Here is a 13,504-nt window from a genome sequence, read left to right as displayed (position 1 = left end):
GCTCTCCTCCTATGCGGTGCGCAGGAAGCGGTCCAGGACCTGGACGCCGAAGTGCAGGGCCTCCACCGGGACGCGTTCGTCCACGCCGTGGAACAGGGCCTGGTAGTCCAGGTCCTCGGGGAGCTTGAGCGGGGCGAAGCCGTAGCCGGTGATGCCGAGCCGGGAGAACTGCTTGGCGTCGGTGCCGCCGGACATGCAGTACGGCACCACGTGTCCCTCGGGGGCGAACTCCTCGACCGCGGCGCGCATCCGGGCGTACGTCGGGGAGCCCAGCGGTGCCTGGAGGGCGACCTCGCGGTGGTGGAACTCCCAGTCGACGTCGGGGCCGGTGAGCCGGTCGAGGGTGGCGCGGAACTCGTCCTCGGTGCCGTACAGGTAGCGTCCGTCGACGAAGGCGACGGCCTCGCCGGGCACGACGTTGATTTTGTAGCCGGCGTCCAGCATGGTCGGGTTGGCGCTGTTGCGGACGGTGGCCTCGACCAGCCGGGCGGCCGGGCCGAGCTTGTCGAGGAGCACGTCGACGTCGGTGAGGTCCGGCTCGATGCCGTGGAGGGCGGCGAGCTCGGTGAGGGCGGCGCTGACCGTGGGGGTGAGGCGGAGCGGCCACTGGTGCTCGCCGATGCGGGTGACGGCGGCCGCGAGGCGGGTCACCGCGTTCTCCTTGTTGACCTTGGAGCCGTGTCCGGCCCGGCCGCGCGCGGTGAGCTTGAGCCAGGCCGTGCCGCGTTCCCCGGCGGCGATCGGGTAGAGGTGCCGCCCGCTGCCGTCGTGGAAGGTGAACGCGCCCGACTCGCTGACCCCCTCCGTGCAGCCCTCGAACAGCTCGGGGTGGTGGTCGGCGAGGAACCCGGAGCCGTCCTCGGCGCTGGCCTCCTCGTCGGCGGTGAAGGCGACGACGATGTCCCGGCGCGGCCGCACCCCTTCCCGGGCCCAGCCCCGCACCGCCGCCAGGATCATCGCGTCCATGTTCTTCATGTCCACGGCGCCCCGCCCCCACACGACCCCGTCGCGGACCTCCCCGGAGAACGGGTCGACGCTCCAGTCGGCGGCCTGGGCGGGCACGACGTCGAGGTGGCCGTGCACGAGCAGCGCGGCGGCGGAGGGGTCGGTGCCCTCGATCCGGGCGACGACGTTGGTGCGCCCCGCGGTCCGCTCCAGGAGGACCGGCTCCAGCCCCGCTCCCGCGAGCTGCTCGGCCGCGTACTCGGCGGCGGGCCGCTCCCGGCAGTCGCCGCCGCCGAAGTTGCTGGTGTCGATCCGGATCAGCTCGGAGGTGAACCGGACGACCTCGTCCAGTGCCCGCTGGTCAGCCATACTGCTCCTCCACTGCGGCCGAGACGATCGTGGTGACCGCCTTGAAGGTACGGATGCCGTCGTACATGGTGCCCTCCGTGTACGCCACCTTCCGCTCGCCCACCCGCTCCACCCCGGGGACGACGGTGGCGGCCTGGGCGAGGTGCTCGGCGTCGAACTCCAGGGCGATGGTGAACGGGCCGCCGGTCACGGGCTCGTGCCGCACCGCGAGCCGGGCCGCTTCCTTGGCGGCGGCGCGGATGTCGCCGGCGGTCCTGGCGGGCGTCCGGCAGACGGCCGCGTACCGGGACACGTGGTCCTTGACGGCGACCTTGAGCGCCTCGGGCGCGTAGCCGAGGGCGTCCTCGCAGGCCAGGTCGTCGCCGGTGACGAGGACGACGGGGACGCCGTACTCCGCGACGACGTGCGCGTTGAGCAGGCCCTCGCTGGCGCGGACGTCGTTCAGCCAGACGCCGGTGATGGAGTTGGCGAGGTAGGTGTGGGCCAGGACGCCCTCCATGCCGGCGCCCGTGTGGTAGCCGACGAAGGCGACGCCGTCGACGTCGCCGTGCTGGACGCCCTCGACCATGGAGAGCGACTTGTGGCGGCCGGTGAGCATCTCGGCGCGTTCGTCGAGCCGCTCCAGGAGCAGGTTGCGCATGCTCCAGTGGGCCTCGTTGATGAGGACCTCGTCGGCGCCGCCGTCGTAGAAGCCGAGGACGGCGGCGTTGACGTCGGAGGTGAACATCGGCCGGCACCGCTCCCACTGCGGGGTGCCCGGCAGCACGTCACCGGGCCAGGTCACACCGGTGGCGCCCTCCATGTCGGCGCTGATGAGGATCTTCATGGGGCTTTACGTTACGCGTCGGCGGGCGAACTTCCCACGAGGCCGGAGGGCGGCAGGCCGCGGCAGCCGTCGCTATGTCGGCGGCTTCGCCTGAGAGCGGGCGGCCCGCAGGTCGGCGAGGAGCTCCGCCTGTTCCGCCAGCACGCCCGACAGGATCGAGCGCGCCACCCGCAGCAGTTCCGCCAGCTCCGGGCTGGCCAGCGAGTAGTACACGCTCGACCCCTCCTTGCGGGTCCGCACCAGGTTCGCCCGCCGCAGCACCGCCAGCTGCTGCGAGAGATGCGCCGCCTCGATGCCCACCTCGGGCAGCATCTCCGCCACCGCGTGCTCGCGCTCGCTCAGCAGTTCCAGGACGCGGATGCGGGCCGGATGCCCGAGGGTCTTGAAGAACTCGGCCTTCAGCTGGTACAGCGGCGTACTCACCTGGCTCTCCCGTCCGCGGTACCACGGCACGGCCCCTCCGGCCGGGCCTCGGCGCAACGCATCCACCCACTCGTCAAGAACATGCGGCCCATCCTCGCGCGCGGCTCCCGCCAGGCCGAATCCGCACCGGCATGTTCACCGGCGGGCCTGCTCGCCGGGGTCCCGAGGCTTCGGGGCGGCGGGAAGGGCCGACAGGACTCCGGCCGTCTCCAGGTGGTCGCGGGCGGCCCGGATGGCCTCGGGGGTGGTGGCGTACTCCCGGCCCTCGTCGCACAGCAGGCCGAGCGCGCCGACGGACTCCAGGACCTGACGCTGACCGGGGCGTATCCCGGAGGCGAGGACGGTGATGCCGCGGCGGCGCAGCCGCTCCACCGCGTCCTTGAGGACGAGGGCGCCGGTCGCGTCCATGGTCGACACCCGCGACAGCCGGAGAATCACGACCCGTACGTCGGCCACCTCGGTCAGCTCCAGCAGGAAGCGGTGGGCGGCGGCGAAGAACAGCGGGCCGTCGATGCGGTAGGCGACGATGTGCTCGGCCAGCAGCGCGTGCTCCTCCGCGCTGTGGTCGCCCATGTCGAGCGGCACCTGGTCGAAACGGGCCTGCTGGGCGACGGCGCGCAGGGCGAGGGCGCCCGCGACGGCGAGGCCGATGATCACCGCGTACACGAGGTCGAGGGCCAGGGTCGCCGCGGCGGTCAGGACGAGGATGAGGGCGTCGGAGCGGGTGGCCCGCACCATGGCCTTCAGCGAACCGACCTCGACCATGCGGATTGCGGTGGCCAGCAGGACGCCGGCCAGAGCGGCCAGCGGGATCTTCGAGACGAGGGGCGCCGCCGCGAAGACGATGACGGCGAGCACGGCGGCATGGGTGAGGGCGGCGAGTCGGGAACCGGCCCCGGTACGGACGTTGACGGCGGTGCGCGCGATCGCACCGGTCGCCGGCACCCCGCCGAACAAGGGAGCGGCGATGTTCGCGATCCCTTGGCCGAACAGCTCCCGGTCCGGGTCGTGTCGCCGGCCCACGGTCATGCCGTCGGCGACCGAGGCCGACAGCAGGGACTCCAGCGCGGCGAGCGCCGCGACCGCCACGGCAGGGGCGAGCAGGGTTCCCAGCGAGCCGAGGTCGACGAAGGACAGCGACGGCACGGGCAGCCCGGCCGGCAGGGTGCCGATCGGCCGCGCCGCGTCCAGGCCGGCCAGCTGGGCCACGACCGTCGCCGCGATCACAGCGAAGATCGAGAACGGCACGGCCGGCCACCACCGGGCGCCGATCATCATGAACACGGCCACCGCGACCGCGAGACCGGCCGAGATCCAGTTCGGGCGGGCGGTGAACTCCTCGACCGCCCGCCAGGTCACCACCAGCACCCGGTCGCCCTCCGGCTTGGGCACGCCGAGCGCGTTCGGGATCTGCTGCAGGCCGATGACGCAGGCGATGCCGAGGGTGAAGCCCTCGACGACCGGCGCGGGCACGTACCGCATGTACTTCCCGGCCCGCAGCACCGCCAGGCCGACGAGCATGACGCCCGCCATCAGTCCGACGGTGAGCACCCCGCCGGGCCCGTACCGGCCCACGATCGGCACCAGGACGACCGTCATCGCGCCGGTCGGACCGGAGACCTGGAGGTCGGACCCGCCGAAGACCGCGGCGAGCGCGCCCGCGACGACGGCGGTCGCCAGGCCCGCCTCGGCGCCGAGCCCCGAGGAGACGCCGAAGCCGAGCGCGAGCGGCAGCGCGACGATCGCCACGGTGAGGCCGGCCAGCAGGTCCTGGCGCGGGTTCCGCCTGATCGCGACGAGGTCGGCGCGACCGGGCAGCAGCGGCACGAATCGGGCGCACGCCCGTCTGACAAGGGACACGATCACCCGGCTTCCCGTGGGACCCTCCTCCGCGCAGAAGCGAAGGCCCGCGCCCACGGCAGTTGCGAGCGCGGTAAAAAGAGCATCTAATCAATTGCGAAATTTGGCAACTGCGCACCTCGTTGATCCCGGGTCTCCCGCGTGGCGCCGCACCAGAGGCGGCAGGTGCCACGGAGCGCGCCCGGCGGGTCGGCCGCCGGGCGCCCTGGTCCCTCAGACCTCGCGGCCCGCCAGGACCCACGTCGACGGCAGCACGATCCGTTCGCCGTCCGGGGTGGACTCGGTCGTCGTCAGGGGGAGCGCGCCGCTCGCGAGCACACCGAGGCCCGCGCTGCGCAGGTACTCCGGGACCGCGGCGTCGGCGACCTCGCCGGGGGCGATGCCGTGCCGGAAGACCGGGGCGAGCTTGGGCGGCGGTCCGGACGGGCTCTGGGCGAGGCCGCCGAGGACGGGACGGGCGGCCTCGGAGAGCTCGACGAGGAAGACCCGGCCGCGGCTGCCGACGAGCGTGGCGATCGCGTCGATCAGCGGCTGGCGGTCGTCGGGCTCGCACTGGTGCAGGACGCCCCGCATGTACACGTTGGCGTCGCCCAGCTCGGCGTGCAGCGCCTCGGCCGCGCTCTTGTCGGCCGCGTCGAGGAGCCGGTACTCGGCCTGTCCGGCGGGGTCGGCGTGCCGGGCGTGGTCCAGGGCGGCCTCGGCTATGTCGGTGCCGAGGACCCGTGGGAAGCGTCCGGCGAGGTAGCGGGTCTGGGTGCCGTTGCCGCAGCCGAGGTCGACCAGGGGCAGGCCGGGGTCGGTGAGGTGGGGGGCGAAGAGGGGGACGTGGACGGCGGCGGTCACCGCCGGGTCGGCGTCCCAGAACACCTCCCCCGGCTCGTCGGGTGCCTCACGCCAGAAGCCCTCCCAGGCACTCCGGTACCGACTCGTCACGCTCATGCCCAACTCCCCAGGAAGCAGCCGCGTTTGACCCGCCGTAAATGACGGGCCAGTACGGTTTATCCTGCGCGGGTTTCGGCCACAAGCGCCTGGCGCGTTCCTTCACGCCCTGTTCGGCAGACGTGCGCCCTCCGGGTCCGCGGGGCCCGGGTCAGCGGCGCCGTGCGGTGAGCTCGAACCAGACGGTCTTCCCGGCGGCCGTACGGCTGGTGCCCCACTCCCGGGCGAGGGTGGAGACCACCCGCAGCCCGCGGCCCGTCTCGTCGCCGGGTTCGGCGCTGAGCAGGGTCGGCAGCGTGTGGTCGTCGTCATCGACCTCGCAGAGCAGCGTCTCGCCACGGATCAGCCGGAGCTGCACCGGTCGGCTGTGGGAGTGCCGCAGGGCGTTGGTGACGAGTTCGCTGACCATCAGTTCGGCCGGGTCGGCGAGCCGGGCCAGGCCCCAGTCGTGCAGCTGCTCGCGGACCACGGCGCGGGCGCGGCGGACCTCGGCCGGGTCCAGGGCGAGCCGCCATTCGGCGACGTCCTCCGGCGCGATGCCGTTGAGGCGGGCCATCAGCAGGGCGACGTCGTCCTTGCGGCCGCCGCGGGTGTTGAGGGCGCGGATGATGGTGTCGCAGGCGTCGTCCATGGAGGCGGCCGGGTGGGCGGCGGACTCGCAGAGGGTGGCGAGGCCGACACCGATGTCCTCGCCGCGCATCTCGACCAGCCCGTCGGTGCACATGACCAGCCGGTCGCCGGGATCGACGCGCACCCGCAGCGACTGGAAGGCGACCCCGCCGACCCCTATGGGCGCCCCGGTGGGCAGGTCGAGGAGTTCGCTGCGCCCGTCGACCGCCCGTACCAGCACCGGCGGGATGTGGCCGGCGTTGGCGAGGTGCAGTTCGCCCTCGATCGGGTCGTAGACGGCGTAGAGGCAGGTGGCGAGATAGCTGTCGCCGAGGCGCTGCGCCAGGTCGTCGAGATTGCGCAGGAGTTGGGCGGGCGGCAGGTCCATGGCCGCCATGGTCTGCACGGCGGTCCGCAACTGGCCCATCATCGCGGCCGAGTTGAGGCCATGCCCCATCACGTCGCCGACGACCAGGGCGGTGCGGGCCCCGGGGAGTTTCACCGAGTCGAACCAGTCGCCGCCGACGCGGCCGAGCAGGGTGCCCGGCAGGTACCGGGTGGCGATGTCGCAGCCCGCCATGCGCGGCGGGATGTGCGGCAGCATGCTGTCCTGGAGGGTCTCGGCGACGCTCTCCTGGTAGGTGTACATGCGCGCGTTGTCGAGCACGAGGCCCGCGCGAGCGGCGAGTTCGGCGCCGGTGACCCGGTCCATGTCGTTGAACATCTCGCGCTCGGGGTGACGCAGCAGGATCATGAAGCCGAGCACGACATTGCGTGCCTTGAGCGGGACGACCAGCATCGAACGGCCGGTGATCAGCGGCCGGATGTCCCGCTTCTCGAACTGGGAGGCGATGGCGTGGCCCATCTCCTCGCTGATCCGGGGCACCAGGACCGGCTCACCGCTGGTCATGCACTGGAAGAACGGGGTGTGCGCCGGGAACGGCATGGCCTCGCCGACCGGCACGACGTCGTCCCAGCGGCCGGGTTCGTCGGTGTGCTCGACGGCGACCCGGTGCCACATGGTGGTGGTGTCCGGGACACCGTCCGGGAACCCCTCGCCGGCGACGACCTGTTCGCGCAGGTAGGTGCCGGCGACATCGGTGAAGCGGGGCACGACGGCCCTGCTGACCTCGATGATGGTGCGGGACAGGTCGAGCGAGGTGCCGATCTTCCCGCTGACCTCGTTGAGGAACTCCAGGCGGTCGCGGACTGCCGCGTACTCCAGGTCCTCGCCCTCGTCCTCGGCGAGTTCGGCGGGCACCGGCAGGCCCTGGGCGGCCGCCTGGGCGGCGCGCTCCCGGCGGGCCAGCCGCTCGGTGCGCCGGGCGACACCCCAGTCGGGGGTAACGGGCACCCGGTCGTTCTGGCTGAACTCCAGGATGGGGTAGCCGAGTTCGAGGACCTGGGCGACGATCCGGGCGCTCTCGTCCACGCTCATGCTGGGCAGGATCTCGGGCAGCCGGCGGGCGAGTTCCTCCGCGCCGGGGAAGTCCGTGTGCAGGGCGAAGCCGGGCGCGATGCGCTCGAAGGCGACGCCCTCGTCCTGCTCGGCCCGGCGCAGCCGCTCGGTGTCGGCGGCGAGCACCAGCAGCCGCTCGTTCCCCGGCCCGACCAGCGGGTAGGCCCACCAGAGCACGTCGGCGCGGTCGCGGTCCGGCACGGTGAGCCGGGCACGGCCGGCGGCCGGGTAGCTCAGCCGCCCGCCGAGCGAGGACCCCAGGTCGGGGCCGAGGCCGTCGTACGCCGCGTAGGCGCCGTACGGGGTGATCTCGTCCTCGTCGGGGAGTGCGCCGGAGACGGGCAGCAGGTCGAGGACGGAGCGGCCGATCGCGTCCTCCTTGGCGGCGCCGAACAGCCGCCGGGCGCCGCTGCTCCAGTGCGAGACCTGCCCCTCGCGGTCGACCACGACCACGGCCAGCGGGACGCGGCCCGCCGTGCCGTCCCCAGCATCGAGGCCGGGATGTGTGTCCCGCTCGCTGCCATGGTCCATGGCCCAGGCCCTCTCTCCCCACGGCTCCGCAAAAGATCTGTGCCGCCCGCCACTACCGTACGGTGGCCGCCGGTCGCGATGTGTGGCAATGCTGGAATTGGTTCCACCTTGCCACGCCGGCGCGCAGGTCCGCGCCCCGGTGCGGCGCGCGCCCGTTCCCGGTCCGGCGCCTCGTCAGTCCTCGTGGCCGAGCTGGAGATCGCGTTCGGTGCGGCCGCCGCCCGCGACCTGCAGGACGGTGGCGACCGGCGGATAGCCGGCGGCGATGACGGTGTACTCGCCGGAGGACAGGTCCACGAACCGGAACGCCCCGTCGGCGCCGGTGGTGAGGGTGTCCACGACGTTCCCGGCGGCGTCGAGCAGCGTCACCCGGGCGTCCTCCACGGGGCGGCCGCCGCCGGCCCGGACGGTGCCCTTCAGCACGGCCCCGCCCGCGAGTTCGACGTCCTGCCGGGTCTCCCGGGAGGCCTGGACGGTGACCGGGAGGGCGGCCGGGCGGAATGCGGGGGCACTGGCCGCGAGGGTGTACTCGCCGGCCACCAGCTCGGTGATCACATAGCCGCCCTCGCGGCCGCTGCGGACGCCCGCGACGACCTCGCCGTGCACGTTGGTGAGGGTGACGGTGGCGTCCCGGACCGGTGTGCCGTCGGCGGTGAGCACGCTGCCCGCGAGGCGCCCGGCGCCGCCGAGGACGACGTCCAGCTCGACGGGCCGCTCGCCGACCGTCACGGTGACGGCCTGCGGCTGGTGGCCGCCGGCGGCGGCGATCAGGACGTACGCCCCGGAGCCCGGCGTGGCCAGGGCGTACCGGCCGTCCTCGCCGCTGGCGCCCCGGCCGACCTGCCGGCCGACGGCGTCGATGAGGGTGAGCGCGGCCCGTGGCACCGCGGTCCCGTCGGGGTGCTGGACGGTGCCGCAGACGGGGATCCCGGAGCCGGTGTGCGGCGACCGGGCCTGCGGGATCGGGGCGTTCACGGTTTCGGACCCCGTTTCGGCGGTGGGATGGGACACCAGCGGTTTCTCCTTGAGGAAGCAGGCGAGAAGCAGGCCGAGGACGAGCACCGGGACCAGGTAGAGGAAGATCCGCGGCATGGCGTCGGCGTAGGCGCGGACGTAGGCGTCACGCAGGACCGGGGGCAGCGCGTGGACGAGCTGCGGGGTGAGGGACTGCGGGTCGGGAAGGCGGGCGCCGGCGTGGGCGGGCAGGCGCCGGTGCAGGGCGTCGGTGAGCCGGCCGGCGAAGAGGGTGCCGAAGACGGCCGCGCCGACGCTGCCGCCGATCTGCCGGAAGTAGTTGTTGGCGCTGGTCGCGGTGCCGAGGTCGGCGGGCCGTACGGAGTTCTGCACGGCGAGGACCAGCACCGGCATCACCATCCCGATCCCGGCGCCGAGGACCGCCATCCAGATGCTGTACTGCCAGCGCGGGGTGCCGGCGTCGAGCCGGGAGAGCAGCCACATGCCGACCACGGACAGCCCGCCGCCGAGCACCGGGTGGATCCGGTAGCGCCCGGTGTGGCTGATGAGCTGCCCCGCGACGATCGAGGCGCCGACGATCCCGCCCATCATGGGCAGCATGAGCAGCCCGGACCCGGTCGCCGAGGCGCCGTCGACCATCTGCAGGAAGGTCGGCAGGTAGCTGGCGGCGCCGAACAGGGCCACCCCGGTGATCACTCCGACCAGGCCGGTGACGTTGAAGACGGAGTCCCGGAACAGCCGCGGCGGGATGAGGGGTTCGACGGCATGGTGCTCGACGACGAGGAACAGCCCGGTGGCGGCCACCGCTCCCGCGCCGAGCCCGATGATGACCCGTGAGCCCCACGCGTACTCCGTCCCGCCCCAACTGGTCAGCAGCACCACGCAGGTGGAGGCGGCGGCGAGCAGCAGGGCGCCCAGCACGTCGAACCGTCCCCGGGGCCGGGGCTTCGGCAGCTTCAGCACGACGGTGACGACGGCCAGGGTGACCAACCCGAAGGGGACGTTGACGTAGAAGCACCAGCGCCAGGAGAGGTGGTCGGTGAAGTAGCCGCCGAGCAGTGGTCCGGCGACCGAGGCGAGGCCGAAGGCGGCGCCGATCAGGCCCATGAAGCGGCCGCGCTGCCGGGGCGGCACGATGTCGGCGATGATCGCCTGCACGCCGATCATCAGCCCGCCCGCGCCGACGCCCTGGACGGCGCGGAAGGCGATCAACTGGTCCATGCTCTGCGCGCGTCCGGCCAGTGCGGAGCCGACGGCGAAGACGAGGATCGCGAACTGGAAGACGCCCTTGCGGCCGATGAGGTCGCCCAGTTTCCCGTAGACGGGGAGGCCGACGGTGGCGGTGAGCAGATAGGCGGTGATCGCCCAGGACATCCGGTCCAGGCCGTGCAGCTCGCCGACGATCCTCGGCAGCGCGGTGGCCACGATCATCTGGTCCAGCGCGGCGAGGAGCAGGGCGAGCATCAGCCCGCAGAACACCAACCAGGTGCGGCGCGGACCGAGTCCGGGCGCCGGGGCGGGTTCCGGCGCGGGGGCGTCCGACGACGCCACGGCCGGTTCCTCGTACTGCACCAGCGTCGTTCCGCCCACGTACCGCTCCACTCGTCGCACCTGCGCGCCAGCGCCGCCCTGTTTCCCGTAGGGCGACAACTGCGAGCAAGCGCGACGAGTTACGGCACGAGTCCGACCGGAACGGAGATCCACTCGAACCGGTGAGAGGCCAACAGGCCTGGCCGGCAGGCCCGGTCAACGAGTCCGGTCAACGAGTCCGATGAACGGGTCCGTTTGACAGGTCCGGTCAGCGGGGCCCGGTCAACAGGCTCGGTCTCCGGGGAGGTTACTTCTCGACCTCGGCGGCGAGCCGGTCGAGCACCAGGTCGTAGATCCGGCCGAGGCCCTTGGGCGCGAAGGTCTTCTCGAAGAAGCCGCCGATGCCGCCGGCGCCCTGCCAGGTGGTGTGGACGACGACCTTGGACTTCCCCTCGCCGGCCGGGGTGACCCGCCAGGTGGTGACCATGGAGGAGTTGCGGTCCTTCTCGACCAGCTCGCCGTCGGTGGGCTCGCTGACCTCCAGGAGGCAGTCGCGGACCCGCTTGCTGGTGGCCTGCAGCTTCCAGTGGACGAGGGTGCCCTCGCCGTCGCCGCCCTCGCGCACCTCGTACTCGCTGAAGTGTTCGGGGAGCAGCTTCGCACGCGTGCCGCTGTAGTCGGCGATCGCGTCGAACACCGTCTCCGCATCCGCGCCGACGACCCGCTCCGTAGTGGCCTCGACCTGCGCCATCGCTTTCCTCCAGCACCTGAGTTCTCGGGGTTGCACCAAGCCAACCACCCCGGCGCCCGGCCCCTCAAATCGGGGTGCCGCAAGCGATCGGAAACGCGATCCGAAACGGTGTCCGCGCGGTCTCCACGGATCGTTCGCACGATCATGGGAACAGATGTTCTATTCTGTGGGCAGTGCTACCGAGGAGGCGTCATGCGCGGGCAGAACCTCACCGAGGAGGGCGAAGACGGCCGGGCGCGGAACTGGATCACCTTCCATGAGGAGCGGACCCGCCCGATCGTCGACCGGGTGCCGGGCGCCTCCCGGATGCCGTCCGAATGGACGGTGAACCCCTTCATGACCCTATTGAGCCCGGGAGGGCCGATGCTCAGCACTCCGAACGCGGACAAGGCCTGGAAAGGCATGACGAGGTCGTTCCCGACCCCTCAGGCGCCCGGCCGGCATGCCGCCCCGGACAAGGCCGAGAGGGCGGCCTACGCCGTGCTGCTGCACGGACCGGCCGCGCACTCACGCGGCGCCGAAGACGCGAGCCAGTGGCTGCTGCTGCGCGACCGCACAGCGAAGCGCCTGTGACCGACCCACCAGCAGCAGCCACACGTCAGCTCGGTCGGCGGTTCCCGCGGCCGGCTGACGGAGAGGTGCGCAGCCGTAGGCGCTCGCCCTGGGGCCCGAACATGATCGGGTACTCGACAGGCCCGCCGGCATGGTTGAGCGAGGACGACCTCGACATCTACGCCGGGGAGTTCGAGCGCACCGGCCTGACCGGCGCCCTCAACCGCTACCGCACCATGGACCGCGACTGGGAAGACCTCGCCCCGCACCGCGGAGCCCCGATCGAGCAGCCGTCCCTGTTCTTCGGCGGCACCCTGGACGCCTCCACCACCTGGATGTCCGACGCCATCGACGCCTACCCCACCACCCTCCCCGGTCTGTCGGCCTCCCACCTCCTGGACGCCTGCGGCCACTGGATCCAGCAGGAGCGCCCGGACGAGGTCAACCGCCTGCTCACCGACTGGCTCGCCACCCTCCAGGGCTGAACCAGGCGGGCTGCGGGGCGGCTTGGCGGTTCGTTGGCCTCCCGCGCAGCGACAGGCCACTCCTCCCACAGGATCACCGGCCCTGGAAGTCGGGAGTGGCGGAGAAGCGTCGGAGGACGGAGCAGACAAGAATGGAAGGGCTTCCACGTACGCGGTGACATGAAGGGGCACGTGATGAATGAGGTCTCGCGGTCGGGACGGCCGACGCTCGACGAGGTGGCCGCGCTCGCCGAGGTCTCCCGCTCCGTCGCGTCAAGGGCACTCAACAACGCTCCGCATGTCAGCCGTGCCAAACGCGAGGCGGTGGAGCGGGCCGTACGGGAACTTGGATACGTGCCGAACCCCAAGGCCCGGGCGCTGGCCACGCGCCAGGCGGGAGCAGCGGCTCTCGTCATCTCGCAGCACGATCCCTCAGTGCTCGCGGACCCCTTCTTCGGACAGGTCATCGCCGGAGTCTCCAGTGTCCTCGAAGAGGCCGACCTGCATCTCATGCTCTGCCTGGCCGCCTCCGACCGGGGCCGCAAGCGGGTCGGGGACCTGCTGCGGTCCAGAGGCGTGGACGGCGTGATGATGATGGCGCTGCAGGCCGACGACCCCCTGGCACACCTGGCAGCGGAGACGGAGCTGCCGGTCGTCTACGGCGGACGCCCCGGAGGCGCCGACCCGCGCTGGTACGTGGACATAGACAACGTCGCCGGCGCACGGCGCGCCACCGAGCATCTGCTCGCCGGCGGACGCACCGACATCGCCACCATCTGCGGGCCGCTGGACACGGAGGTGGGCCGTGCACGCTACCAGGGGTACCGGGAAGCGATGCTGCTCGCCGGGAGAAGGCCGCACGCCCCCGAGACCGGGGACTTCAACGAGCCCAGCGGGGCCGCGGCCATGGCCAGGCTGCTCGAGAGACATCCCACCGTGGACGGAGTGTTCGCAGCGAACGACAACATGGCGGCGGGGGCCCTGCGTGCGCTGCGCGCAGGCGGCCGCTCGGTTCCGCACGACGTCGCCGTCGTGGGCTTCGACGATCTCCCCGTGGCGCAGATCGCACACCCGCCGCTGACCACCGTGCACCAGCCGATCCGTGCCCTGGGACGGGAGATGGCCCGCATGCTGGTCGGTGTCATCGAGGGCGCAGACCCCACTCCCCTGCTGCTGCCGTCTCATCTGGTGGTGCGGTCCAGCGCCTGACCGTGCGGACCACCCTCGCGGGACCCGCAGGGGCGGCGGCCGGGCCAGCGGGAGGGCGCCGG

General features: G+C 72.6%; 9 protein-coding genes and 3 pseudogenes. 3 read left to right on the top strand and 9 right to left on the bottom strand.

What is annotated here, in order from left to right; translation table 11 throughout:
• Positions 1-9: 9 nt before the first annotated feature.
• From AB0M11_RS14105 to AB0M11_RS14070, 8 genes are all read right to left on the bottom strand, one after another.
• Positions 10-1,314: a M20/M25/M40 family metallo-hydrolase gene (locus AB0M11_RS14105; RefSeq protein ID WP_365704913.1), complete on the bottom strand. Its 1,305-nt coding sequence runs from the start codon at positions 1,312-1,314 to the stop codon at positions 10-12.
• The gene (locus tag AB0M11_RS14100; protein WP_365704911.1) at positions 1,307-2,140 is read right to left on the bottom strand and encodes a M55 family metallopeptidase; all 834 of its coding nucleotides are present in this window, start codon (positions 2,138-2,140) and stop codon (positions 1,307-1,309) included. The genes AB0M11_RS14105 and AB0M11_RS14100 overlap by 8 nt, the downstream gene beginning before the upstream one ends.
• A 72-nt stretch (positions 2,141-2,212) precedes the next feature.
• Positions 2,213-2,563: a metalloregulator ArsR/SmtB family transcription factor gene (locus AB0M11_RS14095; protein WP_365704910.1), complete on the bottom strand. Its 351-nt coding sequence runs from the start codon at positions 2,561-2,563 to the stop codon at positions 2,213-2,215.
• A gap of 135 nt (positions 2,564-2,698) precedes the next feature.
• Entirely contained in the window at positions 2,699-4,426 is a 1,728-nt protein-coding gene (locus AB0M11_RS14090; RefSeq protein ID WP_365705083.1) for a SulP family inorganic anion transporter, read from the bottom strand.
• Between the two features lie 210 nt (positions 4,427-4,636).
• A complete protein-coding gene (locus AB0M11_RS14085) occupies positions 4,637-5,362 on the bottom strand; it encodes a class I SAM-dependent methyltransferase (RefSeq protein WP_365704908.1) in 726 nt (241 codons plus the stop codon).
• 151 nt (positions 5,363-5,513) lie between these two features.
• Positions 5,514-7,961: a SpoIIE family protein phosphatase gene (locus AB0M11_RS14080; protein WP_365704906.1), complete on the bottom strand. Its 2,448-nt coding sequence runs from the start codon at positions 7,959-7,961 to the stop codon at positions 5,514-5,516.
• Between the two features lie 174 nt (positions 7,962-8,135).
• Positions 8,136-10,526, bottom strand: coding sequence for an MFS transporter (locus tag AB0M11_RS14075; protein ID WP_365704904.1), 2,391 nt, complete (start codon positions 10,524-10,526; stop codon positions 8,136-8,138).
• Between the two features lie 247 nt (positions 10,527-10,773).
• On the bottom strand, positions 10,774-11,217 hold the full coding sequence (locus tag AB0M11_RS14070; RefSeq protein WP_365704902.1) for an SRPBCC family protein: 444 nt from the start codon (positions 11,215-11,217) through the stop codon (positions 10,774-10,776).
• 192 nt (positions 11,218-11,409) lie between these two features.
• Here AB0M11_RS14070 and AB0M11_RS14065 point away from each other — a divergent pair.
• A pseudogene (locus AB0M11_RS14065) lies at positions 11,410-11,553 on the top strand (radical SAM protein); the annotation flags it as partial.
• Positions 11,554-11,815: 262 nt separating this feature from the next.
• On the opposite strand, the pseudogene AB0M11_RS14060 reads toward AB0M11_RS14065, so the two are convergent.
• Positions 11,816-11,917: pseudogene (locus AB0M11_RS14060) on the bottom strand (transcriptional regulator); the annotation flags it as partial.
• Between AB0M11_RS14060 and AB0M11_RS14055 the strand changes: the two are divergent.
• Together AB0M11_RS14055 and AB0M11_RS14050 are read left to right on the top strand one after the other, a co-directional pair.
• Positions 11,916-12,254, top strand: a pseudogene (locus AB0M11_RS14055) (alpha/beta hydrolase); the annotation flags it as partial. The pseudogenes AB0M11_RS14060 and AB0M11_RS14055 overlap by 2 nt on opposite strands.
• Before the next feature lie 174 nt (positions 12,255-12,428).
• Positions 12,429-13,442 carry a LacI family DNA-binding transcriptional regulator gene (locus AB0M11_RS14050; protein ID WP_365704899.1) on the top strand — a complete coding sequence of 338 codons (1,014 nt, stop codon included), beginning with the start codon at positions 12,429-12,431 and terminating at the stop codon, positions 13,440-13,442.
• The last annotated feature ends 62 nt before the right edge of the window (positions 13,443-13,504 follow it).

Origin of the sequence: Streptomyces sp. NPDC051987 (assembly GCF_040680735.1) — a bacterium.
In the GTDB taxonomy this organism is placed as follows: Bacteria; Actinomycetota; Actinomycetes; order Streptomycetales; family Streptomycetaceae; genus Streptomyces.
Note: the sequence above shows the minus strand (reverse complement) of the source record. Positions and strands in the feature narration are given on the sequence as shown.